At 50.8% G+C, this 25,242-nt stretch carries 30 protein-coding genes, 1 tRNA gene and 1 pseudogene; 13 read left to right on the top strand and 19 right to left on the bottom strand.

Annotated elements, in window-relative coordinates:
* Positions 1–119 precede the first annotated feature (119 nt).
* Positions 120–455 (bottom strand): Sjogren's syndrome/scleroderma autoantigen 1 family protein, encoded by a 336-nt coding sequence (locus tag HXY31_RS09765; protein WP_292642513.1) that lies wholly within the window; start codon positions 453–455, stop codon positions 120–122.
* 96 nt (positions 456–551) lie between these two features.
* On the opposite strand from HXY31_RS09765, the gene HXY31_RS09760 reads away from it, so the two are divergent.
* Both HXY31_RS09760 and HXY31_RS09755 read left to right on the top strand, forming a co-directional pair.
* On the top strand, positions 552–860 hold the full coding sequence (locus HXY31_RS09760; RefSeq protein ID WP_292642512.1) for a translation initiation factor: 309 nt from the start codon (positions 552–554) through the stop codon (positions 858–860).
* A 46-nt stretch (positions 861–906) separates the two neighbouring features.
* A complete protein-coding gene (locus HXY31_RS09755; RefSeq protein ID WP_292642510.1) occupies positions 907–1,338 on the top strand; it encodes a hypothetical protein in 432 nt (143 codons plus the stop codon).
* Here the strand turns inward: HXY31_RS09755 and HXY31_RS09750 are convergent.
* Both HXY31_RS09750 and HXY31_RS09745 read right to left on the bottom strand, forming a co-directional pair.
* Entirely contained in the window at positions 1,328–2,242 is a 915-nt protein-coding gene (locus HXY31_RS09750; protein ID WP_292642508.1) for a transcription initiation factor IIB, read from the bottom strand. The two genes, HXY31_RS09755 and HXY31_RS09750, sit on opposite strands and share 11 nt — an antisense overlap.
* A 198-nt stretch (positions 2,243–2,440) precedes the next feature.
* A complete protein-coding gene (locus HXY31_RS09745; RefSeq protein ID WP_292642506.1) occupies positions 2,441–3,637 on the bottom strand; it encodes a transposase in 1,197 nt (398 codons plus the stop codon).
* Between the two features lie 141 nt (positions 3,638–3,778).
* Here HXY31_RS09745 and HXY31_RS09740 point away from each other — a divergent pair, with 141 nt between their 5' ends.
* Entirely contained in the window at positions 3,779–4,543 is a 765-nt protein-coding gene (locus HXY31_RS09740; protein ID WP_292642504.1) for a hypothetical protein, read from the top strand.
* 114 nt (positions 4,544–4,657) lie between these two features.
* On the opposite strand, the gene HXY31_RS09735 is transcribed toward HXY31_RS09740, so the two are convergent.
* Entirely contained in the window at positions 4,658–4,864 is a 207-nt protein-coding gene (locus HXY31_RS09735) for an AbrB/MazE/SpoVT family DNA-binding domain-containing protein (RefSeq protein ID WP_292642502.1), read from the bottom strand.
* Positions 4,865–4,965: 101 nt separating this feature from the next.
* On the opposite strand from HXY31_RS09735, the gene HXY31_RS09730 reads away from it, so the two are divergent.
* Positions 4,966–6,084 (top strand): DDE-type integrase/transposase/recombinase, encoded by a 1,119-nt coding sequence (locus tag HXY31_RS09730; RefSeq protein ID WP_292642501.1) that lies wholly within the window; start codon positions 4,966–4,968, stop codon positions 6,082–6,084.
* A gap of 198 nt (positions 6,085–6,282) precedes the next feature.
* On the opposite strand, the gene HXY31_RS09725 is transcribed toward HXY31_RS09730, so the two are convergent.
* On the bottom strand, positions 6,283–7,263 hold the full coding sequence (locus HXY31_RS09725) for a hypothetical protein (RefSeq protein ID WP_292642499.1): 981 nt from the start codon (positions 7,261–7,263) through the stop codon (positions 6,283–6,285).
* Positions 7,264–7,685: 422 nt separating this feature from the next.
* On the opposite strand from HXY31_RS09725, the gene HXY31_RS09720 reads away from it, so the two are divergent.
* Positions 7,686–8,012, top strand: coding sequence for a hypothetical protein (locus HXY31_RS09720; RefSeq protein ID WP_292642497.1), 327 nt, complete (start codon positions 7,686–7,688; stop codon positions 8,010–8,012).
* A gap of 32 nt (positions 8,013–8,044) precedes the next feature.
* Entirely contained in the window at positions 8,045–8,722 is a 678-nt protein-coding gene (gene rpiA / locus HXY31_RS09715; protein WP_292642495.1) for a ribose 5-phosphate isomerase A, read from the top strand.
* On the opposite strand, the pseudogene HXY31_RS09710 reads toward rpiA, so the two are convergent.
* Together HXY31_RS09710 and HXY31_RS09705 are read right to left on the bottom strand one after the other, a co-directional pair.
* A pseudogene (locus tag HXY31_RS09710) lies at positions 8,719–8,961 on the bottom strand (DUF5654 family protein). The gene rpiA and the pseudogene HXY31_RS09710 overlap by 4 nt on opposite strands.
* A gap of 60 nt (positions 8,962–9,021) precedes the next feature.
* Positions 9,022–10,428 (bottom strand): amidohydrolase family protein, encoded by a 1,407-nt coding sequence (locus HXY31_RS09705; protein WP_292642493.1) that lies wholly within the window; start codon positions 10,426–10,428, stop codon positions 9,022–9,024.
* An 82-nt stretch (positions 10,429–10,510) separates the two neighbouring features.
* On the opposite strand from HXY31_RS09705, the gene HXY31_RS09700 reads away from it, so the two are divergent.
* The 3 genes from HXY31_RS09700 (at position 10,511) to HXY31_RS09690 (ending at position 12,884) form a co-directional block, all read left to right on the top strand.
* A tRNA-Ala gene (locus tag HXY31_RS09700) sits at positions 10,511–10,583 on the top strand.
* Positions 10,584–10,637: 54 nt separating this feature from the next.
* Positions 10,638–11,945 (top strand): hypothetical protein, encoded by a 1,308-nt coding sequence (locus HXY31_RS09695; protein WP_292642491.1) that lies wholly within the window; start codon positions 10,638–10,640, stop codon positions 11,943–11,945.
* Between the two features lie 90 nt (positions 11,946–12,035).
* Positions 12,036–12,884: a hypothetical protein gene (locus tag HXY31_RS09690; RefSeq protein ID WP_292642489.1), complete on the top strand. Its 849-nt coding sequence runs from the start codon at positions 12,036–12,038 to the stop codon at positions 12,882–12,884.
* 41 nt (positions 12,885–12,925) lie between these two features.
* On the opposite strand, the gene HXY31_RS09685 is transcribed toward HXY31_RS09690, so the two are convergent.
* Positions 12,926–13,900, bottom strand: coding sequence for a hypothetical protein (locus HXY31_RS09685; RefSeq protein WP_292642487.1), 975 nt, complete (start codon positions 13,898–13,900; stop codon positions 12,926–12,928).
* A gap of 18 nt (positions 13,901–13,918) precedes the next feature.
* Entirely contained in the window at positions 13,919–14,107 is a 189-nt protein-coding gene (locus HXY31_RS09680; RefSeq protein WP_292642485.1) for a hypothetical protein, read from the bottom strand.
* Between the two features lie 148 nt (positions 14,108–14,255).
* Here HXY31_RS09680 and HXY31_RS09675 point away from each other — a divergent pair, with 148 nt between their 5' ends.
* From HXY31_RS09675 to HXY31_RS09660, 4 genes are all read left to right on the top strand, one after another.
* Positions 14,256–14,831: a hypothetical protein gene (locus HXY31_RS09675; protein ID WP_292642483.1), complete on the top strand. Its 576-nt coding sequence runs from the start codon at positions 14,256–14,258 to the stop codon at positions 14,829–14,831.
* Between the two features lie 65 nt (positions 14,832–14,896).
* Positions 14,897–16,168 (top strand): DNA methyltransferase, encoded by a 1,272-nt coding sequence (locus HXY31_RS09670; protein ID WP_292642481.1) that lies wholly within the window; start codon positions 14,897–14,899, stop codon positions 16,166–16,168.
* 29 nt (positions 16,169–16,197) lie between these two features.
* Positions 16,198–16,857: a BsaWI family type II restriction enzyme gene (locus tag HXY31_RS09665; protein WP_292642479.1), complete on the top strand. Its 660-nt coding sequence runs from the start codon at positions 16,198–16,200 to the stop codon at positions 16,855–16,857.
* A 160-nt stretch (positions 16,858–17,017) separates the two neighbouring features.
* Positions 17,018–17,596: a hypothetical protein gene (locus tag HXY31_RS09660; RefSeq protein WP_292642477.1), complete on the top strand. Its 579-nt coding sequence runs from the start codon at positions 17,018–17,020 to the stop codon at positions 17,594–17,596.
* Between the two features lie 50 nt (positions 17,597–17,646).
* Here the strand turns inward: HXY31_RS09660 and HXY31_RS09655 are convergent, their stop codons facing one another.
* The 10 genes from HXY31_RS09655 to HXY31_RS09610 form a co-directional block, all read right to left on the bottom strand.
* Positions 17,647–17,937, bottom strand: coding sequence for a hypothetical protein (locus tag HXY31_RS09655; RefSeq protein WP_292642475.1), 291 nt, complete (start codon positions 17,935–17,937; stop codon positions 17,647–17,649).
* A 222-nt stretch (positions 17,938–18,159) separates the two neighbouring features.
* Positions 18,160–18,468: a hypothetical protein gene (locus HXY31_RS09650; RefSeq protein ID WP_292642473.1), complete on the bottom strand. Its 309-nt coding sequence runs from the start codon at positions 18,466–18,468 to the stop codon at positions 18,160–18,162.
* Positions 18,469–18,493: 25 nt separating this feature from the next.
* On the bottom strand, positions 18,494–18,718 hold the full coding sequence (locus HXY31_RS09645) for a hypothetical protein (protein WP_292642471.1): 225 nt from the start codon (positions 18,716–18,718) through the stop codon (positions 18,494–18,496).
* Positions 18,719–18,811: 93 nt separating this feature from the next.
* Positions 18,812–19,111 (bottom strand): hypothetical protein, encoded by a 300-nt coding sequence (locus tag HXY31_RS09640; protein WP_292642469.1) that lies wholly within the window; start codon positions 19,109–19,111, stop codon positions 18,812–18,814.
* Between the two features lie 39 nt (positions 19,112–19,150).
* Positions 19,151–19,537: a hypothetical protein gene (locus HXY31_RS09635; RefSeq protein ID WP_292642467.1), complete on the bottom strand. Its 387-nt coding sequence runs from the start codon at positions 19,535–19,537 to the stop codon at positions 19,151–19,153.
* The gene (locus tag HXY31_RS09630) at positions 19,531–19,779 is read right to left on the bottom strand and encodes a hypothetical protein (RefSeq protein ID WP_292642465.1); all 249 of its coding nucleotides are present in this window, start codon (positions 19,777–19,779) and stop codon (positions 19,531–19,533) included. The genes HXY31_RS09635 and HXY31_RS09630 overlap by 7 nt, the downstream gene beginning before the upstream one ends.
* 47 nt (positions 19,780–19,826) lie before the next feature.
* Positions 19,827–20,339 (bottom strand): CAP domain-containing protein, encoded by a 513-nt coding sequence (locus HXY31_RS09625; RefSeq protein WP_292642463.1) that lies wholly within the window; start codon positions 20,337–20,339, stop codon positions 19,827–19,829.
* Between the two features lie 219 nt (positions 20,340–20,558).
* The gene (locus HXY31_RS09620) at positions 20,559–24,548 is read right to left on the bottom strand and encodes a hypothetical protein (protein WP_292642461.1); all 3,990 of its coding nucleotides are present in this window, start codon (positions 24,546–24,548) and stop codon (positions 20,559–20,561) included.
* On the bottom strand, positions 24,549–24,932 hold the full coding sequence (locus tag HXY31_RS09615) for a hypothetical protein (RefSeq protein WP_292642459.1): 384 nt from the start codon (positions 24,930–24,932) through the stop codon (positions 24,549–24,551).
* A complete protein-coding gene (locus tag HXY31_RS09610; RefSeq protein ID WP_292642458.1) occupies positions 24,932–25,216 on the bottom strand; it encodes a hypothetical protein in 285 nt (94 codons plus the stop codon). The genes HXY31_RS09615 and HXY31_RS09610 overlap by 1 nt, the downstream gene beginning before the upstream one ends.
* Between the last annotated feature and the right edge of the window lie 26 nt (positions 25,217–25,242).

Genomic DNA, 25,242 nt, shown 5'->3' with positions numbered 1-25,242 from the left:
TACATTGTGTAACATTTTGAGCACGAAAAAATGATACAATTTTGCATGATGGCAGGAGGCAAAAAACAATCTCGTGCGCAGAATTAGTTCTTTTAAGGCGGACTTTTTTTGCAAAGCCGCTACCTGACTGACAGGCTCCTCATCTTTTCAAGTATCCTGAGGTACGTCTCAAGCAGGTCTGCCTTCTGCTTCTGGATTGCAAGGTCTTTTTCGTCTGCAAGCTCTGCCGCAAGCGCGCTTATCCTGCGCTCGATTGCTGCCGCAGAATCAGTGGCGGCTACTGCTTGCGCCGGCTTTTCCTCCTTGCTTTCCTGGCCGCAGTTGATGCAGGTCGTCTTGCCTCCAAAGCGTACCTGCACGCCGCCGCATTTTGGGCACTGCTCGCTCACAAGCGTGCCACCCTTTAGCAGAATGGACGCAGCGCTCTTTATCTTGGAGCCGTCTTCAGCAGACATGCTACAGAGTTGCACGAGCCTGCAAATATCTTCTTCGACCTGTGCGTGAGACACAACAAGGCTTAATAAGAGGAATTGCGAAAAGCGTGTTACTCGATGGCGGTTATCTGCAAAAAATGCGGTCTCCCTGACGACCTCTGCGCCTGCGGAGAGCTCGACAAGGAAGAAGCCCGAGTCGTAGTCCGCCTTGAAACCAGAAGATTTTCCAAGACCACGACGCTGATTGAAGGCATAAACCCCAAGCTGTCCGACATGCAGAAAATTGTCAAGGACCTGAAGAGCACCTTTGCGTGCGGCGGCACGGCAAAGGACGGCTTTATCATGCTGCAGGGCGACCACCGCGACGACGTCAAGAACTACCTGGTCAAGCTTGGGTTTAACGAAGCAGCTATAGAGGTTCAGTAATATTATTCGACAAGGCATTTAAGCCGGCCGGCGCTTCAGCTTGACAGTGCACAGGAACAACGTCCGGCGACGGCGCAAGCTGGAAGGCAACCTCGGTGAGACTGTCAGGATTGCGTCCATTGTGCAAAAAGGCGTGGACACCGGCAGGTCAAGCTACGTCGAGATGAGGGCGCTAGCCCGGACCACAAACCGCAACCTGAGGCCCAAGGTCCGCGCAATTCTGGAATATCTGGATGATGATATCATCAAAATCCTGCCTGCCGAACTGTCTGAAGGCTATACCGACGTGCTTACGCCAAACGGCAACGTGAGGCAGGACAGGCTGGACCGGCTTCTGTCGATAGACGCGGACATTGTTACATACCTTGGCATAATCGAGTCGGAACTGAAAAACAACAGCGCGCCTTCAGACTCGCTAAAGGCACTAAGAGAGCTGGTTCAAGAAAGGAAAAAGTTTGTGGACGCCCTCAGAGCTTGAGGTGCGTCTTTAGGCCCTTGTAGCGGTTCCTGATGGTTACCTCGGTGACGCCTGCTGCCTCGGCCACGTCCTTCTGCGTCTTGTTCTCTCCGTTCATGACGCACGCGACGTAAAGCGCGGCTGCTGCAAGCCCCATCGGGTCCTTGCCTGCAGAGATCTTGCCCTCTTCTGCCTTTTTCAGGATGTCAAGCGCCTTGCGCTTGGTTTTCTCAGACAGCCCTGCCTTGCTTGCAATCCTTGCGACACATTTCACTGGGTCAACCACTGGCATCTTCAGGTCCAGCTCGCGGATGAGCAGACGGTAGCACCTTGCGACGTCCTTCTTCTTGATGTTGCTTGCGTTTGCGATGTCTTTAAGCGTCCTTGGAGTCTCTGTGTCGCGGCACGCCGCGTACAGCGCGGCTGCGACAAGCGCGGATATCGACCGGCCGCGGACCAGGCCCTTCTCAAGTGCCTTCCTGTACACGTAGGCTGCCTTTTCGATGACCGCGTCGCCGACTGCCAGCTTGTCCTTGAGCCTGTCAAGCTCAGAGAAAGCCTGGCGGAAGTTGCGGTCCACCGGCTCGTGCACCTGGCTCCTGCTGTCCCACGTCCTGAGCCTCTCAATTGTGCTCTTCATGGAAGCAGAGAGCGGCTTGCCCGACGCGTCCTTGTCGACTGGACCTATGATAGTAGCAAGGCCCATGTCGTGCATTGCAAGCGACGTGGGGATGCCTGCCCTGCTCCTGTCCTCGTGCTCTTCCTTTGAGAAGGCACGCCATTCCGGGCCGAGCTCCTCTATCCTCTCGCTGACGACGAATCCACAGTTACCGCAAAACATCTCACCGCTCGAGTTGTCTGTCACCATCGAACCCCTGCCGCAACGCGGGCAGCGGTCGCCAAACACGGAAATGTCTTTTACCAATTTCTCTCCACCAAAATTCCTGTTCCCTTTGTAGGCCTATATTTATATTTTATTCTAATATATAAATATTACGCCAGGCGGTACTGGTAAGTTATCGGCTCATGCATGCGAATTTCGTCACTGTTAACTGTCGGCGCACACCTCTCGGGGCAAGAAATCTATAGATTTTTCATATGATATTTAGAGGGCTGTGAATAACTATCCTTGGAAGCATTTTACACACCTACTCAAGTCCGGCCTTCCTATTTCTACAGCCGTTTTTGCCACCAGTAACATCACCATACAGATACACACGGAGTGCAGCGTAGCCCACTCTATTCCCACATGTTTCAAGGAGTCAAGATTCAGGGAGCCTTTCCCGACAGAGAACCCTTGCTCCGAAAACGTCCTTGCATCAAACTCCCTATCAAACTCTTCAGAATCAGGGTCTACCCAGAAATTCCTGACGAGATTCTTTACATAGAACTTCAGGCACAGTTCCTTCCTTCTGGCCTTCTTTTCTTCAATGGTAGAGCCCGAAGCGTTCCTTGTATTGAGTGGTATGAAAGGGACTGCTTTGAGCCTCCGGATTATCTTCAGCCTCGTCTCGTTACTGTCGTATCCTGCGTCTGCAAGGAACTTGCTGACACTGACGCCAAGCCGCAATACCATCCTTACAAACCACGAAACAGTCCTGTTCTCGCCGTAGGCGGCAGTAGTTACTGTAATCATAACCGGCAGTCCGGACGCCGAATCTATCATTATGTGAACCTTGTAGCCGTAGACGAACTTTTCCCTGTGGCTGTCCCACGTCCATGAAGCGTCTTTGTCCCTGCTCTTGTTGCGCCTGCATTTCTTTTTGTCATGCCTGGGGCTGTTGCTCCACTTGCAGTCCTTGAACCAAGCCCATATTATGGAGCAATCAAGGCTAACCTTATCTCCCTTGATTATGCCGAGCTGTATCAGCTGGACAACCATGGAGATGAATATGTCCAGCATCTTTTCACGCCCAAGCCTCTCTGCAAACTTGTAAAAGGTAGTCCTGTCAGGCACCTTGTACTGTATATTTCCACGTACCGCCTTTCTCAGGTCAAGTGTTACCAGCCACTGTGGGTGTGTGTTGAGGAAGCGTACCAATGCAAGTACGCTGTCCATGCTTTGCAGGTACATGAGCAGCAGTGCCATAAAGATAGAGCTTGGGCGGTAGCCTTTGGGGCCAGACCTCTTCTCTCTGTCAGGGTCTACTATCCTGTCTACAAATGAAAGGTCTGTCTTTTGGAACACCAGCTCGGAAGGAAACGCGTCCTCCCTGACCGGTTTTGGTTTGTTGTTAGCGCGGTCCTTATTTACTACGCTTGGTTCCCCGTGACAGGAGTGGATAACTCCTCTGCTATGGCCGTCCCTTGGTATTTGCATGTTACCAATGCCAATCCTCTGGGACGGGTCATAGCTTTATCGAGCGATTCAGGTTGACAAAATAGTGAGAGAGCAGTTATTCACAGCCCTCTATTTATGAAGTACTTAAATAGCTGTAATAGGCACCTAAAACCGACCGGTATGACTATTGTTGTAGGAATACGCTGTGTTGATGGTGTCGTGATTGCGACAGATACGCAATCCGAATTTGATAGGGGTGTTTCAGTCAAAAGGCTGAATGTGACTAAAATACACCCACTCAACGGCAAATTCGCGGTTGCAGGAGCAGGTGCAGTAGCACACATAGTACGAGCCGTCGAGCTAATCAGGTTAGCAATGCGACAGGCTCAAGAAGAAGCGAGTAAGGATGAGTTAACAGACATTATCATAACAGACATAATCGAGAAAACCTTAACTGCGGCGCATAAGCGGTACAACCTAGACAGAGCAAGGGAACTCGAAGATGGTAGTGAGAGAGACTTTTTCCAGCCGATTCTTCTATGTGGCGGGATCTGCCCTTGTGCAGATGGTAAGCAAAATCATTACCTTTCAGTTCTCCATTCTGCAGGTTTGGTTGAACCTACTCAAGACTACGCTACGATTGGAAGCGGTGCGGCCTATGCAGAATACATCTTAAAAAATTACTACCATGATAAGATAACAGTTGACGAGGCAATCCCAATGGCAATCTACGCAATAGATGAGGTGAAACAGATTGATCCCAACTGTGGCGGTGAAACCAGAGTCGGCGTAGTCAAGAACGAATATCAGGAATTGCCTCCTGAGGTAGTTCAAACGATCCGAACTGAGCTTGTTTCGGTTCTAGACTATATTGACAAGAATCTGATACCACAGGTCTTAAAAGGTAAAATTAAGAAAGAAGATATATCGAAGTTAGGAGACTAGAGAGTGAGAGAATAATGGTTGGGCGATCGGTGACGGATAAGCTTAAGAAATCTGACTCATACTATAACAGCGAGCCAATTGAGGAAATAATAAAGAGGCTTGTTCGTGAAACCATCAATAAGCGGATGCAGCACCAGATTTAGAATCTCTCTTTTCCTTTCCTTTTGGTGTAAGGACTAATTTACCATCCTTGATATTTGGTTCAAGTTCAACACCCTCTTTCCATCCAAGTTTTTCAACCTCATCCTGAGGTAGGACTAAAACCCATTTGTTATACTCTTTATTGCCTACCTTGCGGTTGAAGCGCTTCTGTAGCTTCATATATTCTAAAGAACACACCGGTTCCTAATAAACATAGGCACCTAACTATAATTAGGCACCTAAAGGTTTATAGCTAAGTTGTTTGTAGTATTAGGTGCCTAATGCAAGCGCAGAATGAACGACAGATAAAAGGTCAGGAAATAGCCAGGCTCGAAGGTGCAATTCAGCGCGTCAACGAATATTCTTACCGTGTAAAGTCACAGTCAGGAAAGGGAGACTATGAGGTTATTTCAAGCGAATTTGGATGGGGTTGCTCCTGCCCCGACCACACATACCGCAGCCAGAAATGCAAGCACATCCATGCGGTAGAGTTTTCCCTGACAATACGCAAAAAGGTGGAAAGCCAGATTGTTATCGCGCCTGTACCTATTGGCAATTGCCCGCGATGCAAGTCTGAACGGGTTGTACGTCATGGCGTCCGCAAGAACAAATCTGGCACAATTCAGCGTTATTTCTGTAAAGAATGTAAGTTCTGGTTTACTCTCAACATAGGCTTTGAAAAGATGCACGCATCCCCTCAGATGATAACGACAGCCATGCAGCTATACTTTAGCGGCGAAAGCCTAAGAAACGTGCAAAAGTTTCTGCACTTGCAGGGCATAAAAATCAGCCACGTTTCTGTGTACAAGTGGATTGGCAAGTATGTAACTTTGATGCAGGAATACTTGGATCAGATAACTCCGCAAGTATCCGGCACCTGGCGTACTGACGAGCTCTACCTAAAAGTGAAAGGGAATACAAAGTATCTTTATGCTCTCATGGATGATGAAACTAGGTTCTGGATAGCGCAGCAGATAGCAGATACGAAATACACGCAAGATGTCAGGCCACTGTTCAAAGAGGGCAAAGAAGTAGCAGGCAAAAAGCCTGACATGCTGATAAGCGACGGCGCACACAACTTTCATGAAGCATATCTTAAGGAGTTCTGGTCAAAGGTTCCGCCAAGAACTAGCCACATTAGGCACATCCACATTGCGGGGGACATGAACAACAACAAGATGGAAAGAATGAACGGGGAAGTCAGAGACAGGGAAAAGGTCATGCGCGGACTGAAAAAGCAGGACACTGCCGTGCTGAAAGGCTATCAGTTATACCACAATTATTTCAGACCGCATGAGGGGCTAGGTGGTCAGACACCGGCGGAAGCGGCGAACATCAAGATTGAGGGTAGAAACAAGTGGATGACAGTGATTCAGAATGCGAGTGTCGATCTAAACTAATGGCTGCGCATTTCCTTACCTATCTGTCGGTTAATCGAATAACCGACAGCGAGCATATTGCCCATAGAAGCTTTGATGACTTTTGTACAATCATCCTTATCTTTAAGCTCAAACTTTGGAACAGGCAGACCCATACATCTTTTCCATTAAGGTTCATGGATATAATTGTACGAGGTCGTCAAACTCTCTAGGATAGCTCTAGAAACATTGACTAGTACATTGCACAGCTAATCCTACGAGAATTAGCAAGTTAGCCGAAATTAGAGCAATATATACCCAATTCCATCTAGCCATTAATTCAACATCGTGGAAGAGGATAATCCTAAGACCGATCATAGCCGCAACAATTCCTGCCGTTAATGCCGCAGAAAATTTGAAGCTCTCTATAACTGCTACGAAGATATACAAGTTAAACGGTATCAGCAACCCGCCCGCAAGTATTCCAAACCATGCCCAATTTCTGACCATAAGTGGGACACCCACCTTGTACTGAATCTGAATAGTTTGGGGAAACTTTCGACCAAAACGCAAAACATAGTTCCTTTTGTCCTTGAGAATTACTTCGTAATCTTTCGTGTCCTCTAATCTTCTAAGTGGATAAATGAAGCGCGGGTTGTCAATGCCTATAGTCTCTGGGTGCTCATCATCAAGTGAAAAAGTGGTCGGTAATTCTGTCAGTTCATATTTTTCGCTAACTTTTATTTCTACATAAAGACTAGATTCTTCTGTTGGAGAGAATTGCCTATTTAGTGGCACATCGAGAGTGAGAATATCATTAGATTGTTTATGCCCTATTGGTTCTTTCCAATTCAATTCTAATTCTTCATAGTAGTCTGATTCTCGGTACGGCAGAATTATCAAAGCAAAGTTTTCAGACGCCAAAACTTCTTCTTCTATCACACCTTTGGTCAAATCAGTAGCAATTTTCTTTATTTCATCTAACGTAATGTTGCGTCCAAGCAATCTAGAAAGTTCAGTATATGGCAAGATTGGTAATTCAGTACCGTCTTGTAGTCGAGCATTTAGATGCGGCAAATATTTCCTAAATGGATAGATATAGAATTGTGTTTTGGCAGGAATTAACATGGTAAGTTTAACTTGGACTTTCATCACACAAGAATCCATAATTTCGTATATGTGATATTGCCTGATAATCTCCACTTTCGGCGATGCAGACACTTTCAGCTTAATCCCAGAGACTAGTTTAAGAACATTGTTACATTAGGCGAATCTCAGACAGTAACTTTTTCGCACCGTGCGCCGACAGTTAACAGTGACGAAATTCGCATGCATGAGCCGATAACTTACCAGTACCCGCCAGGCCGAATTCCGCGAACCGCGGTGGAAAATGCACGCAGTCAGCGCGCTAAACCTGCAAGAAATTCCAGCCACTGATGCAAAGGCTGAAAATTATAGCTCTTACCTTGGCTTGTGGCGCTTGCGCCTTTCTGCCTTGGCGTACTTTTTGCTGCCGGACCTCTGCGCGCTGTACGCATGCGTCCTCTTGTCGCGTTTTGCCATCTTGCAAGTCTAGCGATACCCGCGCTATATATTCTGTCGTAACAAAAACAATAAATGGCATACGCTGCATGCGTAATGCGATGCAGAACCAGAACCGGATTCCGCGCTGGCTTGTCGAAAGCGACCCGTCGTGGGAAAAATCCATAGACACCGACATCGGCATGTTAAAGTGGACAAAGAAGGGGACCGGGATCCAGGCAGTGTGCTCGCCTACTGCCATGTTCTGCGACGTTTTGGGAAGCGACGACCTGCAGCAGGGCGTCACTGACCTTTCTGCAAGCGTCTCTCGGATGAACAAAAAGGCCGACCTTGCAAATGACATCGCAAAATATCTGTCAAGCAGGTACCTGAACCCGGGCATAAACGGGCCGGCGCGCTTTGACCTGAGAAAGACGCGCAGGTTCTAGCTTTTTATACCAAATGCTGCTTGCGGTTTCCTGTGTCTTTACAGGACGCGATTAGCAAGCTCGCAAAGGACGCCGTCGAAAAATTTGTCAAGCCCGGCCAGGTTATCGGCCTTGGCAGCGGCAGCACCGCGGCAGTAATCGTCAGGGAGATGGCAAGCCTCGGGTTCAAGGACTCGCTTGCGTGCATACCCACCTCGCTCCAGATAAAGGCAGAAGCTGAAAAGAGCGGCCTTCGGTTTGCCGACGAGGGCCGTATACCTGACATCGACGTCGTGTTTGACGGCGCCGACCAGATAGACGCAAGCTATTACATGATAAAGGGCGGGGGCGGCGCGCTATTGCGCGAAAAGATCCTGATAAGCTCCGCAAAGACAGTAGTAATCGCGGCAGATTCTTCCAAGTTTGTCAAGTCGTTCTCAAGGTCCGTCCCGATAGAGGTGCACCCGCTTGCCCGCGTGTCTGTCGCCAAAAAACTGTCGAGCGTGGGAGGCAAGCCAGTGCTTCGCACCCTTGACAAGGGCTACCCGTTTATCACGGAAAACGGCAACGTGATACTTGACACTACCTTTGCTTCAATCGCCGACGTGCCGCGCATGGAAGTAGAGCTGAAAAGCATCGCCGGCGTCATGGAAGTGGGGCTGTTCACCCGGCGCGCCGACGCCTACTACAGGGCGCAGGCCGACGGGACCTTTGAAATAGTCAAGCCCTAGGACTTGGTCTCGTCAGCCGGTCCTGCGACCTTGCTAGAGACCTTTCCAATCCACAGCGTCACAAACACCGCGATTATCGTCACCACCACGGCGTAGGTTATCATCGCCCACAGCCCGCTGCTCTAGCCGAAAAAGACCTTGAACACTTCCTGGATGGCGCTGTTCCACGCTAGCGCCGCAACAAGGCCAAAAGCCGCCGTTATGAGGGCTGCAAACTTCTCTACAACCTCTTTTTTCATCAGGCACGTTGTCCGAAAATTATTCTATTAAGCATTCAGGAAGATACATCCGGTCGGTGTCTAGGCCGGCCTTTTTACAAACTGGCCGTGGCCCAGCGCGTCGCCTGCTACCTTTCCGTCTTCCATCACGACTTTTCCGCGCACCATCGTCAGGACCGGCCAGCCCTTCATCTTCTGCCCGTCGTAAATCGTATAGTCTGAATATGACTGCAGCAATTCCGGCGTCACCTTTTGCTCAAGATCCATGTCGACTATCACAAGGTCGGCGTCGGAGCCCGGCTGAATCGCGCCCTTTTTGGGGTACATGCCAAGTATCCTTGCAGTGTTGTAGCTTGTCAGCTCTGCGACGCGCTCTATCCCTATCCTGTCCTGGTTGACGCCGTGGTGCAAAAGCACCGGAATCATCGTCGCTATGCCGGGAAAGCCTGCAAGCGCGGACCAGAGGTCGCCGTCGCCCATCTTCATATCGAGCCTGTTTGCGACGTGGTCCGTGCCGATTGTGTCAATCACGCCGTTTCTGAGTGCAGACCACACGCTCTGCACGTCGCTTTTTGAGCGGATGGGCGGGACCACCTTGCCTTTTAAACTGTCAAAGTCAAACGTGTGGGTCAGGTACTGCGGGCAGGTCTCGATGTAATAGTTTGCTTTTCCTTTCTGGCGCTCGTTCAGTATTGCGTCAATTGCGGCGTTTGATCCGATGTGGACGAAATACAGGCTGGCGCCGAATTTTCGACCAATCTCAGAAATCTTGGCGACGCTTGCAGCCTCTGACGAAGGCGGCCTGCAGTCGGACCACGCCTTCAGTCCCGACATTTTCGTTTCCCTGCCGCGCCTGATGTGCTCGGCGCATACCGCCGGGTCCTCCGCGTGGACAAGAACAGTCGAGTGCGCGCGGGCTCCCTGCTTAACAATAGACGAGAGCAGGCTGTCGTCCATGTTCACCTCGCCGTCCTTGACCCTGTGCTCGCCGGGGTCAAGGTCCATGTAGATGTGGTTCAGGTCCGCGCCGAGGTTCATGTATATCTTTAGAGAATTGACGCCGATGCTTTTCAGGTAGGGGATGTCCTTTACCTGCTCCTTTTTCAGTATCGACGCGTGTATGGCGTAGTCGATGTAGTGTGATCCCTTGCTTGCCTGCAGCTGCTTTTCAATTGCGCGGTAGCTGTCGTCATAAAGCCGGAGCATGCGCACCATCGTAGTCACGCCGCCGACAGCTGCAGAGCGCGACTCTGTCCTTGCGGCCTCTTCTATCGGCGTGTAGACGCCATAGTGCACGTGCGGGTCAATTGCGCCGGGCAGGACGTACCTGCCGGCTGCGTTTATCCTCCTTGACGCCTGCACGTTTTCTGCCGACTTTTCTAGCGCCTTTATCCTGCCGTCCTCTATCAGGATGTTTGTCTCGACGACGCCCGCCTTCGGGACGACTGCCTGGGCGTTTGTTACCAGCACGTCGCACGAGTTTTGCATCCCGCTACAGCTGGATGGCTTGTGCTTATGATTTTATCGCTCCGATGTTTTATATTCGGGCGCCAGCAACGACAGACCTGCCGGGCTGGTAGTTCAGGGGTAGTAATGCTCGCTTCGCAAGCGAGAGGTCGCGGGTTCAAATCCCGCCCAGTCCACTCCTATATGTATTCAGAACCCTTATCTATTTGGCCCTTTTATGACATCTAGCCGTGTCTGGGGAACGATACAACTACAAGGGCTTGCTTGCTGAAGACAAGAATCTTGAGCGCTGGTACAACAATCTAAAGCGCTCTAGTCCGGCAAATGCCGACAAAAGCCTTCAGCGCGTCGGATATGTTTGCAGAGTCTTTAACACGACAACGGCAAAGATGGCGACCATGACTGCAAAAGAGGCCGCAGATCTCATCTACGATGTGCTTTCTGCGCTAGAGAAAGAAGGAAAGCAACCAACCTACATGCAGGATTATGTCAAGTCTCTAAAATCGTGGTTCTTCCATAATCAGATTCAAATCATTCAAAAATTCAAACTGCCAAAGAGCAAGTCTTCGACAAAGGTCTCAGACGAGCAATCCCCTACCCCCGATCAGGTTAGAAGGGTCCTCAACGCAGCGGACCAGAAGCAGAAGGTCGAATGTACTCTTGTTGGCTTTGCAGGGTTGAGGCCAGAGGTCGTCGGGAACTACCTAGGGGATGATGGCCTGCAAGTCCGGGACCTGCCAGAAATGAAGGTAAACCACAAGAAAAAGACTGTAGAGTTCGAGAAGATTCCTACTCTTGTTATGGTACGCGAGAATCTGTCAAAGGCAGGACACCAGTATATCACATTCATGCCCGACGAAGGATGCCAGTACATCAGGGAGCTCCTGGAGCTTCGCCTCCGACGAGGAGAGAAGATAAAGCCAGAGTCACCAATCGTTAACTCGATCAAGTATAACAAGCATCCAGGCCACATCAGGACTACGAACATCGGAGACTCTATGAGAACTGCCATAAGGAAGGCCGGTTTTGACTGGCGGCCATACATCCTTCGGACCTACTTTGATACAAGAATGATGATGGCGGAGGGAGACAGGATAATCATCGAGGACTGGCGCGTATTCTGGATGGGTCATAAAGGAGACATCGAGCACGTCTATACTTTAAACAAGAAGAAGTTGCCTGAGGACCTTATCGAGCAGATGCGAGAGGCATTCGCCAAAGCGGCCGAGAAGCATCTGGTAACGACAACAAAGCGAGAAGTAATGTCGCAGGATTTGATAAGAGCGCAGTGGAACCGTCAGTTCCTCGAGATGGCCGGCTATTCCGCGCAGGAGATAGATGCAATGGGTGACCTTTCATCGCTGACACCCGCCCAGATCAACAAGCTCTTTCAGGAAAAAACAAAAAGGAATCTTGGCCTGAACGGCAATACTCAGAAGGTTGTACCCCTTGAGGAAGTTCGCACTCACATAATGGATGGATGGGAGTATGTGAGGGACCTTCCTCCTGGCGATGCAATAATCAAACTGCCAAGCTAGGAACCTGCGCGCTTCAACCCTATCGCCCAATCGAAATGCAGGGCAAATGTTCTATAGTTTTATTAGGTTCCATATGAAAACGGAAATTAATTGTCACGCGTGGAACCAATCTTCGAGATCAGCGAGATCAGAACCTTCGCTTTCGAGGCCCTTAACCGAATATTGCATGCGAGACCAAATGAAGGTGGGGGCTCGCAGCTTGCAAACCTCTATACGACAATTCAGATAATAGCTGCCGAGAAAGGCCGGATTGATTCACCGAACGGCGAAGCCCGAAATGCCCGAATGCGACATCCAACGAATGGGCGCAGGGTTTTGACGGCTGTATCGCATCTCTTCAATGAAGGAATACTAGCTTGGGGGTTGAACATTCATTCCGAATGGGACTCGCCATGGTTCACAATTACAGAATATGGGGAGTCGGTTCTGAAAGGAGATCCCAATCCCCACGACCCGGAGGGTTACATAAGGCAATTCAAAGATAAAGTCCCTAATCCGGACCCAATCGTACTCATGTATCTAGAAGAGAGTCTACAATGCTTTAGAAACAACAATTTGTTGGCCGCTTCTGTGATGCTCGGAGTTGCTTCTGAGGCCACCTTTGACAGATTCTTCGAGGCCCTTCACAATTACACAACTGGTCCTGACAAAGCGAAGCTAGAGAAAATCAAAGAGCGTGGGAGTACAAAGGAGAAGTTTGACCTGACAATGAAGGTGGTGAATGATTTCAAGAAACACTTTCCAGATGAATTGCAGGATGCACTGGAAACCCAGATTCAGGGCATCTTCACTTTGATCCGCTACCAAAGGAATGAATCTGGCCACCCGACCGGGAAAAGAATGACAAGGGAAGAAATGCACGGCTATCTTCTGATCTTTATCATGCAGGCACGTAGGTTCTACCAGTTGGTAGACTGGATGGTCAAGAACAAACCTTAGACATCACTCGACGATACTGCTAGGATAGCGACCGGCTCTTATCACGACCTTCCCTGACCAGCAGGTTCAGGTGGCTGAACCGGGGGAGGCGGCAAGTTCATTGTTTTCATGAACGCCTTACCTCGGTGATTTTCAATGATTTTGAGGGCATTGGTGCCGTTGAAGGTGTGAGTTGTAGCATGGTAAATAGACAATACAAGGTCCTGAAATTCTTGGTCTCTCTCTAAGTCTTCTATGTAAAGCCCAAGTTCTCTGGCTTTAGTTCTGCTAATGGGCCTTGAGTGAGTCCTGAAATTGTCATGGTTCGACAGATATTGCGCGATCCTTTTCGCTTTTTCTTCTGCATCTCCAGCACCCAAAAACATGTAGTTGGAAAGCCATTCAGAGACAAGGCTCTCAGACAGCTGTATAGCGTTATCACATTCTACCAGCAAAGCAGGCCCGTACTGTTCCAGAATGGGCATCCAAGAGCCGAGGTTAGCAGGATCTCGGCATTCAGTTCTGGCAAGCTGGAATTGCTTTAGAATGTCATGCGCCGGCACGGCTTTTGGCCCCAATTTAGTGAGTACCATCATCTGCGGGTCAATAGGGCCCAGAAAGGAATGCTTGCCCATCACAATCGAGTTTGCAGAACAAGCGAGCATGGTGGCAGCAGACATTGCGGCCTGTGGGATGATGACCCGGATATTCTGAAACTTTGTCCTAAGATAAGAGACCATTGCTTCCGTGGCCTCTGCCAAACCGCCGGGGCTGTGCACTATAAGGTCCAGTGCCCCGCCGTTTAGGCCATGGATCACCTCCATCAACCCTTGCAGGTCCTCGAAGGTTATACTCAGGCTGTTAGGGTCTACGTTGACGTCTGTTTGCATCCACTTTGTTGCGTACAGAATAACGTTTCTGCCCGTCTTTTGCTGCAGCTTGGCAAGGTATTTCTTGCGAACGCTGTCAAAAGGGATTATGTTTTCTCTGCTCGCAACCTGCTGGAGCTCTTCTATTATCTCGCCCCAGGTAGGCATTAGGTTAACTTCATCCTGCTACTGTGAGGATGAGTTGGATGTAGATATTATAACTTTCGTGCCGGGCCTAGACAAATATGCATTAGCTCGTTTCACGAGCTCGTCGTATCTGCCATACGCCTTCATCAGTTCTGCTATGCCAGGTTGCTGTTGTGCCTTTTTTACTACCTCGTCATACTCCGCAGCCATGTCAGAACCAGTTACCACAATGGAAGTTTCAACCTAGTATAATAAAAGGATTCTTAGTTTGACACGAGAACATTTCAGGCGCCACCACGATAGTGAATATTACTATAAAAGTCCTCTACAAAAAGGCATCCGAAAGGGATATGGCTGAGAGACCTACATAGAGAAGGTGTTCGAGGTCGTTTCTCTCGTACTGGCTCTGCTCCGTAGAAGGCCCCAGGACCTTCGACAGAAGAGTATGCCCTTTAGCCTTGCGGGATTGATAATAGCACCTCTTGCATTCTCCCACCTCGGACCATCTGAAATGGCCCCCTTGGTCAGTCCGATCATCAACCCGTTGATACTGGCCGCCATAATGGCTGTTTCAATGTTTCTGTTCTACTTTTACTACAAGGACATCATCAAGATGCGATACCGCTATCCCAAAGCCATCTTGATAGGCGGAATGGCCATGGTTGGGGCCATTGCCTTTGCCAATGTGGGAGGCACTGTAGCGATAACGTTTGTGACAAGTGCGCTTGATTATGGAATGTACGACGCCGGCTTTGATTTCTTTGCATACATCAGGGGAGAGATCTCCTGGGAGGAATACCATGAACGTTACTATAACCTACTAGTCCTGAAGGGAGGCTGGACTGTGATGTCAACTTGGATGAACTATATGGTATTCAGCACGGTGGAACGAGACATTATTGAGTGCACTTACCGGAAGTTGAGAAAGCGGTTTCCGCGATTGCCAAGGTGAGCCTATTATTAATGACGACAGTAACAAACAAAAAACTGTTATAGTTGAGTTCTAGCAAGGTCGGTGTGCTGTCTCTGGAAGTCGACGATTCCTGGTCGTTCAAGGACGCCACAAGAACAGAAACTTCCTATCTTACGCATGGTTATCACCGGTACCCTGCCAAGTTTATCCCACAGCTTGCAGCAAGGGTCATCAGGGAGAATACGCAGCCGGGGGACCTAGTTTGCGACCCCTTCATGGGTTCAGGAACCACCCTGGTGGAAGCCATAGTGAACGGTCGCAGGGCTTATGGAACCGATGTCAATCCCGTGGCCGTGTTGATTTCCACAGCAAAAACGACTGCCATCGAGCCCGAAAAGCTGAAGCGGGAAGTCGGTGCTGTCTTTGAGTATCTGAAGGCGGCCATAGTGAAACAGGAAGGTCAGGCGCTCCTTACTTCTGAAAGCTTTGATGTGCATTTGCCGGCCCATTCCAGAATCGATTATTGGTTCCCCGAGAAACAAAAGCACGACCTAGCTCTCATTCTTGGAAGGATCATGGCTGTCAACGATGAAGATGTGCAGGCTTTTCTACTCTGCTCTTTCTCAAACATTCTGAAGGGATGCTCAAGATGGATGATGAAGTCTGTCAAGCCTACCATAGACAAGCACAAGGTGCCAGCGCCCCCATACCAGAGCTTTTTGTTGCAGACAAAGAGGATGGTCAAGAGGAATGAAGAGTTCTGGAGCGCTATCCGCAACCAAGAAATCGAATGTACAGTTGACGGCAGAGATGCGAGGAATCTGGCTTTAGCAAACGATTCAGCACAGCTAGTTGTTACGAGTCCTCCTTATGTAACGTCCTATGAATATGCTGACCTACACCAGTTGACCGGATTGTGGCTTGGATATGTTGACAGCTTGAAGGAATTTAGAGCGAAATTCATAGGCTCAATACAAAAGGAAGATGGAGAGCTTGATCTGTACAGCTCCATTGCAAAGGAAACAATAAAGGAACTGCGGGACAAAGATAGAAGAGAGGCCACCGGTGCCGAACGCTACTTCTTTGAAATGCAACAATGCTTTGAAGAGATGCACAGAGTTCTCAAGAAAGGCGGCAGGGCAGCCATCGTAATAGGAGATACGGACCTGAAGAAGGTGAAAATCAGAAACGGAGAGGTCTTTATCGAAGGAATGGAACACATAGGGTTCAAGAAACACCAGATAATCAAGCGCCCAATCCCAAGCAAGATTCTGCCGCTAACCCGGGATGAAAAGACTGGCAAGTTTGCCAGAACCGCCGCCGCTGACAGGATGGCCTATCCGACAGAATACATCATAATAATGGAGAAAGCCTAGTGCCTTTCACTTTTGACGACCTAGTTCGATTGTATGAAAGGAAACGAGAAAAACATGGCACCCAGACTTATCGATATATTTCAGGGATTCTGAAGGAAGCAAAACTACTGCATAAGAAGCATTTCGATGGAGATGACCACGAGCAATCCTGGAGGGCTTTCAAGGGCAAGAATCTTGAAAAGCTGATTGTCTACATTCTGGATAGGGAGATTCGCGAATTGGGCTTGGAGCTTGTCCAGGGCCACACATTGGAACGCAATTCCAATCTTTCTCACAGCCTCGATAAAGTGAAACGCAACCTAGTTATCGACTATGGTTCTCATGGAATGCATCTTCCTGACGTAGACATCATAGTTTTCGACCCCACAGACTCCAGCGTACTGGCAGTGTTATCGGTTAAGGTCACACTTCGGGAGAGAATTGCGCAAACAGGCTATTGGAAGCTAAAGTTACTAGCAGGACCTGTCACCAAGAACATCAAGGTATTCTTTGTGACACCTGATGAAGATGGAACGCTATCGATAAAGACCCCTGCCAAAAAAGGGCGAGCTATTGTAGAAGTCGATACTGACGGCAGCTACGTAATGAGCGAGAGTAGCATTGAAGAAAGTGAGCGTGTTAAGACGTTTGACAAGCTCATAGAGGATCTGAAGACACTGCTCGACCTAAAGCTGAAATCAAATTCTTGAGTAAAAAGCTATTAGCAACGCCTTCCATTAGCGAAGCGTGGCCTGCAGGGACCTGTGTCGGACATCTGCTCGCGGGACATATCGTTGCAACGTCGGCTGTGGGAAGCGTGTCGATGTTGACAAGCGAGGCCGATGTGCCTGCTGCGGCGGACGCGTCAGAATGAGCATCAAGGAAAGAATGCAGCTCGCCAATTTCATTGTAGAGAAAGACCCACGCTATGAAAAGTTAAGAGAGTGTTGGCGGCGCTATTATCAAGGACACAGGGAAGAAATCATTGAAAGGTCGCGTCGCTGGTACGAGGAGCACAAGCAGGAGAAATCCAAAAAGAGCCGGGTTTATCGTGAATCGCACAAGGTGCAGATAGCTGCTAGTAAACGGCGGTACTACTTGGCGCACAGAGGGCAAGAAATAGAACGCACTCGCCGCTGGCGCGAGACCCATAAGGAGGAGTTCAAGGCATACACAAAAAGATACCTGCAGGAACACCGCGATGCAATATTAGAACAGAAACGGCGCTATAGACGAAGGAACCTTGAAAGGGTTCGCGAATATGAACGACAGTACAAGCGGCTTGAACGACAACACAAAAAGGAGGCTAGAATGCTTCAAAAGGAATCCATAGCCGGCAATGGAGACACCGATACCGGGGAGATGCGAAATCGCCCCGCATTTCCAAATAGCCAATTGCCCAACACGACGGACATCGACCAAAAACCATCTTTGCTCGCGTTTTCCTGAGCCTTAACCAGAATTTCTTTGTAGGACTGAGTCCTGAACGACGCGACATGTCAGCCATGATAAAAGCTCTTCATGAAGTCGTCAGATCCTTTCTTTCCTTTCTTGCCGTCACCACCGCCCATGCCGGCCAACATGATCTCTTTGTATGCATCCATGCTAAAGCCACCGGAGCCGCTCATGGCCTCTTTGGGAGAGTGCTTCTTTCCTCCGCTGCTTCCTAGCATCTGCTTCGCAAAGTCGCCGCCCATATCGACAGGGCTCGCGCCCTGAGGCTTCTTCGCGGGACCTCCAAAACCGGATGTGAACAAGTTCTCGTATGCGGCAGGGTTAAACTCTGCCATGCCACTCCCGCCGCCTGCGCCATCAGAGCCAAAGAACCATGCTTCCGTACTCAAACCCGTAAAAGCCATCGGGTCGACACTGGCCGGCCTTCTTGCTGCCCTTTGACCGCCTGTGAATGAGCGTACACCCGCCGCTATCCTCTGACTGCGGGCCCTAGCTATCCTGTTTTTTAACTCTGATTTTTTTGCTCTATACTCTAGCGCCTTCAGCTCGTCGGCACGTTAATCATCGCTCAGCTCCCGTCGACGAAAGCGCTCCCCGAGCTTTTCAGAGACGTTATCGAGCTGTGCTCTGACCTTCGCAAACCCCTTTGCAGTCGCAGTCGACTTGACCTCGTCGATGACCGGCTCTTCCGCCTTTGGAGCCGGCGCCGGTTTGTCATAGACTTCTCTTTTGGTGACGTTGCCGGCATCGTCTAGATGTGAGCGATAGGTAACTCCTGCTTTCTCTTCGTGTGTCGAGCCGCTGCTTTCGATAACAATGTCGTCCTTCTCCTTGTCCTCCTCGCGCTTCTTGCGGAATAGGCCCATGTCCTAGGCTAGAAAGATGATAGCTTTAGGTCTTATGCTCCCGTAGTTCTCTGAGACTACTTTCATCTCTTGCTATTCTGTTGAGCCGACGATAATCGTGCGGTATCGCACTTACCAGCCCGCGACCAAGTCTCACAGAGGTCTTGGTAAATTGCGTGATCTCTGCCAGCCTTTCCTTCATCAAGCTCTCATAGAACTCGTGTTCGCGTTTCAGGCCAGCCGCCCAGATTTTGTAGTCGGTTTTGGTCATGTTAAGAACACCGACATCCATTGCGCATAGAACATGACGGTGTGCGGTACCATTCCATTTTGAAAGTCTGTGGCAAAGATGCCCCTCTTCGAGCTATCGCTTGCATGTGTGGCACTTGCCATCGATAGATGGTTCTTCAAGAAGCGTCCAAGACTTGTCGTAGTTCAGACGCGCAATCGGTTTTCGGTTGACAAGGTCTCCCCGGGACAGACGTTTGAGAGCAGGCAAGAGACTCTTTGTAAAGTCTGTTCCTGGATAATCCTTGCGGGCCTGCTCTGCAATCTGTTCAATGGTGGCTGTGCCGCCAAGCGCCTTTAGAAGCCACGGCGCCTTCCAGTAGGCAAGGTTCCATGCACCTACCCTGAAGATCGACTCATTCTTTCGGAGCTCCATGCCTATTCACGTTTGGTAATCCTAGCTTTAAAGATGAAGTCAGGCCGCGGGATTATGGAGACGCACTTTCCATACAACGTAGAGAGTGAACCCGATTGCCACTGCCAGCATTATCCAGCCGATGTAGAAGGCTCGCTGCGCTACCAGGATCGCATTGCCCGCGTTCATCGCTGCCATCAAAAAGACCCCCATAAATCCTGCATACATCATGTTGCCGGTCCTGCGATAGTAAATGCCGACTACGAGACCCCAGACCAGGGGGAACGCAAAATCTCCCAGGGTCAGCAAGATGGGTTGCTGAAGCCATCCCAAAACGCCCTGTCCATCCGGATTCAAGGAGCATGTTGCTGTCTCAATGCAAGTGCCTTCAAGTCCTACGAGTGTGATGAGGGAGAAGATTACTTGCAGCTCTGCTATCATTACCATGCTTCTTGGCCGTCCTTCCTCCCTGACGCGATAAATCCCCAAAGGAAAACGATGCCAAGCAACGGCACGGCGAGCATCAGAAATACTGTGTAGACTCCGTCCCGGACTACAATGCCTTCATCTGGAACGTTGCTCCAGTCTTGGCCAATCTTCATGCCGTGCATCATCGGCAATGCAATGTAGATCCCCATGCCAACGGCCATCAACGCGGCGATAGTCCGAATGATGAGGTTGACGCTCACACATTGTGGAGAAACTACCTAGCTAAAGCTGTTACTCCTTGTCCTTGTTAGCAAAAGTTCTGTGTGACGTAGTACCCGCGTTCATCGTTGAATGCAACGCCGATGCCCTCACGCGCAAATGGGAAGAGGATATTCTCCTTGTGGCCCTCGGTGCTTTCCATCCAACCTTGCACAACTTCTTTCGCTAGCCGCTCAGAGCTTATGGGGCCTGTTTCGCCATGCCAAAAAAGATTCTCAGCGCTTGCTTCGCAATAGTAGCCGGCCTTTGCATAACGATGCTCGTGCGCCCACTGCGTGTTAGGATCATGATGCTGGAAAATGTTGCGCGTTGCCATCTCGTCGGACCAGCCTTGGGCCACCGTCGCTAACGTCGGGTCCCACACCAAGACGGGGCGGCCAGCCTTCTCTCTTTCCTCATTCACTCTCTCATGAATGGCAAGCGCAATCTGGTCAGTGGTTGGAGGGTTAAGCACGTATGGATTCTGATAAAGATACACCGCGTACACTCCCAAGATTGCCACTACGGCGGCGATTGCGGCCCACGCAAAGGGACCTACCACGGCAGATAGAAGATTACTCCGGCTAATAGCTTTATGGCTAATTTCCCATGACAGCGTACTGACGCTCTGGAAGATTATCCTTCCACACGGCATTGTGAATCTTGATGCACCGCCACATAACATAATTCATCACGATGATTTTGTATTCTCCTTTGAAGTTGCGCTCGCAAAAGTTGAATGCATTCGCAATCACTCCGTAAAGGTGTTGGCGTGGGTCCATCATCGTCTGCGGCCCCTTCCTTTCTTGCCGCCAAACATGAAATTGTTGAAATCTGGTGCTCCGGAACCGTAACCTTCTAGTCGTCCCGGTCCACCCCCGACAATACTTTCCAGTGATAAAAGCATCCATTCTTTCAAGCCGGGAGTTATGAGTTCAGATTCATAGTCTCCTTTACGCACTCGTTTCTTGTCGGTCAGCAGTGGGCGGGGCCTTGGTATTCGCCATGGAGGTATGTCGGGTCGGGGGATGGTAACAGTCGTTCTGCCAAATTCGAGCTCTAATTTTGTATCTTGTTTTGTGGCTGTCAAATCTCGCAGACCAGTGTCAAGCCTCGTTCCTTCGTCGAGGCGAGTACTCGTGTCAAGTAGCCGGCTGAGGCCAAGCAAGTCAGCAATGTCCTCCCTTTCAGTCGGCACCGTTTTCAAGCCGTACAGGTCCGACAAGTTGACCTTGATTCCCGGCTTCGACATCAGCGGCAGGTCTACCCTAAAGCGGCTCAGGTCCAAGATACTCTTTGCCATCTCGGGCATTTCGACGCCAGGAGGATAACGCACGACGTCATAACCATAATCAAAAGTGCTAGTACCGCCGTGCAGTCTTTCGGCTCCCGTCGCACCGCCGTGACCTAGCCCACGTGCAACGGCTGCGCCGGCCCCAAGCATCGCTGAGGCTGCCGCTTCTGCGGCCTTGGTTGTCGACTCCGCCGTTTTGCTTGACTTCAGCACGCTAAGGTCGGGTGCCTTTGCTGCATCTTTTTCGAGCTGCTGGACTATTGCGGCAAGGCCGCGCTCCTGCACCTTTGGCACAGTTTTGGGTGCTGGCAGTTTCGAGATCTGCTCGAGGGCCTCGTTAGCCTTCCGAATCTGCTCGGCGCGTTTGGCTCCGACTTTGGCGGCTTGGCTCACCGATGGTTGCGAGTAAGTGATGATGGACGCTACGGGGTCCTTGCCCTGATACTTGACAAGTTTGCTGCCACGGATGATGTGTTCAGGCGCCTTCTCGACGAGGTCGATACCAACCTTGCCGAGCTTCGGAAGGTCCACCTCAAAAGACGATGATTCCTGAATCAGCTTAATATCCTCGGCCAGCGTTGAGACCTTCACGTTGGTGCCCAGGATCTCCCCTGCCTTTGCGCCAGTAAAGCCTTCGCCGTACACCTCCTCGATTTTCGTGGCGGCAATTTCTCCAGCCTGCAACTTGCGCGGGGCAGGAGGGCCTATGCCAATCTTCGGAGGCTCAAGGCCACGCAGTAGTATCTTTTCCTCCTCAGTGAGAGGGGCGGTGACCATCTTAATCTCCTGTGTTTTTGGCAGGATAACACCTATCTCCTGAGCCGCAGGGTCGACGCCGGAACGGATGATGACGCTCTCCGGTGACGTCGGGATCTTGATTGGCGTTTTACCTATCCCGAGCTTGGCAGCATCACCGACGACTTGCAGCTCTGGATAAATTATCCTGCCACTTGCCGGGCCCGCGGGTCGAAGGAAATAGCCGAAGGGTCCTGCCGCAAGTGGTGTGTCCTGCCTTAACGCTTGGATGCCTGGCTCCTCAATGCCAAGTGGCTTGGCCGCCGTGGCTGCGAGTCTTTCAGATTCATAGACGCGCAAGGGCTTGACGACAGAGGCGCCGGTCCTAGCGAGCTTGATACCCTTTGTCACGGCTTGCGGACCGACCCAAGTGACCGCCGATGCGGCGACGTTGCCAGCCACATAGAAAGGATTCTTCATGAATGCTTCAGATAATTTCCCGAAGTCATTCACGCCAACATCTGTCTCACCCTTTTGAATTAGGTCCGACGCGCCTTTGACCCCTGTTGAGACCAGCTCCATTTCAACGTCATAACCGTACTTTGGAGACTCGAGCTCTCCCACTTTTTGTGCTGCTCTACTTTCAGCAGGTCCTTTCCCGGCGGCTATCTCACCGATAGCCTCAAAGCCCAGACCAATGCCGCTGCCTATCTCGCCCACCTGCTTGAACAGATTTTCGAGTGGTGCCCTACCGCCGGCAATCAGGTCAGCGACGACGTTGCCTGAAGGGTCAGGGACCTTCGGACCTTGTTCAACCGCTTTAGGTTGCGGGCCGTACGGGGGAGCCTTGTAGACCTTGATAGTTTTCCAAGGGTTCGTAGGGTCAGGTCTTTCATACTCCACTATGGCGGTGCTGCCCTTCAAGATTTCTCCTCTTGGGCCTAGCACCTCGTAAACGAACGGTGACTTGGGCTGCAAGCCCACTCCCCTGCTCGGCTGCCAGTATGCGTCGTCTGCCGCGCCTTTGCCAGTGAGATAGTCGACGTAGCTGTTTATCTCGCTCGGCTTGGCGACTACGAGGCCAGTCTTGTCTTGCAGGCCCTCAAAGCCAACCGCTTCAAGAGACTTGACGTCCTGATCTGTGAGCTGGATGGTAGGTGACTGGCCCTGTGCGGCGGAGGCCAGCATCTTTTCGACCTTGCCCGCCGCGACGTTGTAATCCTTCATCTGCTCTGGAAGCGCCTGGACATCTTTGGCAATTTCTGTCGACACCCCGCCTTTTTCAAGTGCCTTGACATCGGCGTCTGAAAGTGTGAATGCGGAGCCTGTGCCGGCCTTGGCACCCTCAACGATGGCTCCTGCCTTCATGCCGGCGTAGTTCATGTTGAGCGCATCGGCGGCCGCCTTGTCGTCGACGACAGGGACGCCAGCTTCATACTTGCCTCCAGGCGATACGAGCTCTGCGGCCTTCTCGGCAATCCTTTCCGTGGTAATAGTGACTGGCGAACCCGAAGCAAGTGCTTCCTTTTGTGCCTCTTTGCTTGCCTCCTGGAACGCCTCATACCGTACCTGCTGCTCTGCTTTCTTTTCAAGCGCCTCTTGCCTTGACGCCTCTGCTTGCGTCTCTTTGACGGTCGGGACACCTTCCAGCAGCTTGTCGATGTATGCCGTCGACTCTTGTGGGGTCATGGCCTTGACGGGTTCGGGCTTGGGTGTCGATTGCTCTACAAGGTAGTCCTTGTATTTTGCCACTGACTGCGATGCCCCGATGTTGAAGGAAATGCCGCCAGAGTAATACGAGTTCCCTGCCAGAGCTCTGTCAAGGTCCTTGTCTGTACTCAGAGCAGTAGCAAGGATGCCCCGCGCAAGGTCCTGCTCTGTCATGTAGACGCCCCAATTCCTGCTCGTCATGGTCTGGACGTACTGCGGATAGAACTCTTTTGCAAGTGACACGGCAAGAGCCGCGCGGTCGGCGGATGTCCCAACATCTACCGGCTTGCCCGTGTCAGTCATGATCGCAGGCGACTTGTTGTAGGCTTCGAGCAATTGTTCTGCCTGTTTTGAGGCGTCAGCCGAACCCAGAGCGAACTCGGCAAAGCCCTTCTTGCTTGCCTCAACAAGCGGCGCACGCTCTGCTGTGAGCGCCTTTGTCAGTAGGTCTCTGTAAACTAGCTGGTCTCCCTGTCCGCTGTAGGCGGCTTTTGTCAAGAGTTCTCTATCATGATCGGAGAGCATGAAAGCTGACGCCTCTCCTTTGGCGGCTGCGTCAACTATGGTCTGCGCCTTCAGCTTTGCATATTCCGTTGCGACTCGTGTCTGGTCGACGGTGACGGGCTGTGTGCTGGTCTTTGAAACTACTGAAGGGTTGGCGGCTTCTGCCTTTGCCAGCAGGTCCTTACCTGTCGGCGTCGCTTCCAGTAGGGCCCGGTCTGACGGAGATATTGTGAATGCTGTTGCTTTGCCGCCCGCGTCTGCGATGGTCTTTGCCTTGAACTGTGCGTAGGCGGCATTTGTGGCCTGCGCCTGCGTGTTGCCCGAACCGCCACCAGATGGGCTGCTGACGCTTGGCGATGACACAGCAGGTCCCGAGCTTCCGCCTCCAGACCTTGGCGCCGGTGCGCCAAATGCTGCTGCCGCCTGCGCAGGCGTAGAGATGGCGGTCGTCGGTTTGGAGAGACCGAGCACGCCTGCCAGAGGGCTGGATGAGAGGGCTGCTTTGGTTGCGGCAGATACGTTGGACATTTACATCATCCTCCCAGATACCAGATAGTAGACTGTCCAGGCGCCATAAAGGAATCCGATGACACGCATGCCCATCACAAATGTTGGGTTGAACCCTAACATCTCTAGAACTCCGGGTAGATATTGCTGGAAGACCGCATAAATGATGGCTTGTGTGATTCGCAAAAAATCACCGAAGATAAAGGCGGTGTTAAAGCCATCGCTGTCTGAGAGAGTTTCTGCTTCATTTTGTTGCTCATCAAGAAATGACTGGAGATCTATTGGGAGTGGTACATCTATGCCGGCATACTCTGTTATCAGTGCGAAACCCACGCTAATGCAAACTGACAGCAAAATTGTATTTTTGACTGTGGTCGCTGGCGTGATCGTTTCAGACGCAGACATCAGCGCATCTCCTCCTGAATCTTCACTGGTCTATTTCTAAGGCGATACAGCAGAGACAGTAAGAACGCCGTCTCTCCGGCGAAGAGTATCGCTCCGGTCTCAAGGCCTTGTTGCAAACCCGCGTCGACGCCGACCGACACAGTAACTAAAGCAGCCGTGATGGCACCCATCATTGCTACATGCCAGACGTTTTTGGAAAGTAGACTGTGGATGAAAACACCAGCCGCCCAGACTGAAAGAAGCGCTAGTGATTCAATCATGGTTATCGCTCCCTCGCTGGTCATTAGCGCACCGGCTACGAATGCACAAG

Origin of the sequence: Nitrososphaera sp. (assembly GCF_013388945.1) — an archaeon.
Lineage (GTDB): Archaea > Thermoproteota > Nitrososphaeria > Nitrososphaerales > Nitrososphaeraceae > Nitrososphaera.
The sequence above is the reverse complement of the archived record's forward strand: the minus strand, read 5'-3'. Positions and strand labels throughout refer to the sequence as shown.

Coding starts and splice junctions, on each gene's coding strand:
- HXY31_RS09720 (WP_292642497.1), top strand. CDS start 7,686: ATGCAGAACCAGAACCGGATTCCGCGCTGGCTTGTCGAAAGCGACCCG.
- HXY31_RS09760 (WP_292642512.1), top strand. CDS start 552: ATGGCGGTTATCTGCAAAAAATGCGGTCTCCCTGACGACCTCTGCGCC.
- HXY31_RS09650 (WP_292642473.1), bottom strand. CDS start 18,468: ATGGGCCTATTCCGCAAGAAGCGCGAGGAGGACAAGGAGAAGGACGAC.
- HXY31_RS09705 (WP_292642493.1), bottom strand. CDS start 10,428: ATGCAAAACTCGTGCGACGTGCTGGTAACAAACGCCCAGGCAGTCGTC.
- HXY31_RS09645 (WP_292642471.1), bottom strand. CDS start 18,718: ATGACCAAAACCGACTACAAAATCTGGGCGGCTGGCCTGAAACGCGAA.
- HXY31_RS09765 (WP_292642513.1), bottom strand. CDS start 455: ATGTCTGCTGAAGACGGCTCCAAGATAAAGAGCGCTGCGTCCATTCTG.
- HXY31_RS09735 (WP_292642502.1), bottom strand. CDS start 4,864: ATGAAGCTACAGAAGCGCTTCAACCGCAAGGTAGGCAATAAAGAGTAT.
- HXY31_RS09730 (WP_292642501.1), top strand. CDS start 4,966: ATGCAAGCGCAGAATGAACGACAGATAAAAGGTCAGGAAATAGCCAGG.
- HXY31_RS09615 (WP_292642459.1), bottom strand. CDS start 24,932: ATGTCTGCGTCTGAAACGATCACGCCAGCGACCACAGTCAAAAATACA.
- HXY31_RS09660 (WP_292642477.1), top strand. CDS start 17,018: ATGAGCATCAAGGAAAGAATGCAGCTCGCCAATTTCATTGTAGAGAAA.
- HXY31_RS09635 (WP_292642467.1), bottom strand. CDS start 19,537: ATGGTAATGATAGCAGAGCTGCAAGTAATCTTCTCCCTCATCACACTC.
- HXY31_RS09740 (WP_292642504.1), top strand. CDS start 3,779: ATGACTATTGTTGTAGGAATACGCTGTGTTGATGGTGTCGTGATTGCG.
- HXY31_RS09655 (WP_292642475.1), bottom strand. CDS start 17,937: ATGGCAGAGTTTAACCCTGCCGCATACGAGAACTTGTTCACATCCGGT.
- HXY31_RS09620 (WP_292642461.1), bottom strand. CDS start 24,548: ATGTCCAACGTATCTGCCGCAACCAAAGCAGCCCTCTCATCCAGCCCT.
- HXY31_RS09685 (WP_292642487.1), bottom strand. CDS start 13,900: ATGCCTACCTGGGGCGAGATAATAGAAGAGCTCCAGCAGGTTGCGAGC.
- HXY31_RS09745 (WP_292642506.1), bottom strand. CDS start 3,637: ATGCAAATACCAAGGGACGGCCATAGCAGAGGAGTTATCCACTCCTGT.
- HXY31_RS09640 (WP_292642469.1), bottom strand. CDS start 19,111: ATGGAGCTCCGAAAGAATGAGTCGATCTTCAGGGTAGGTGCATGGAAC.
- HXY31_RS09610 (WP_292642458.1), bottom strand. CDS start 25,216: ATGACCAGCGAGGGAGCGATAACCATGATTGAATCACTAGCGCTTCTT.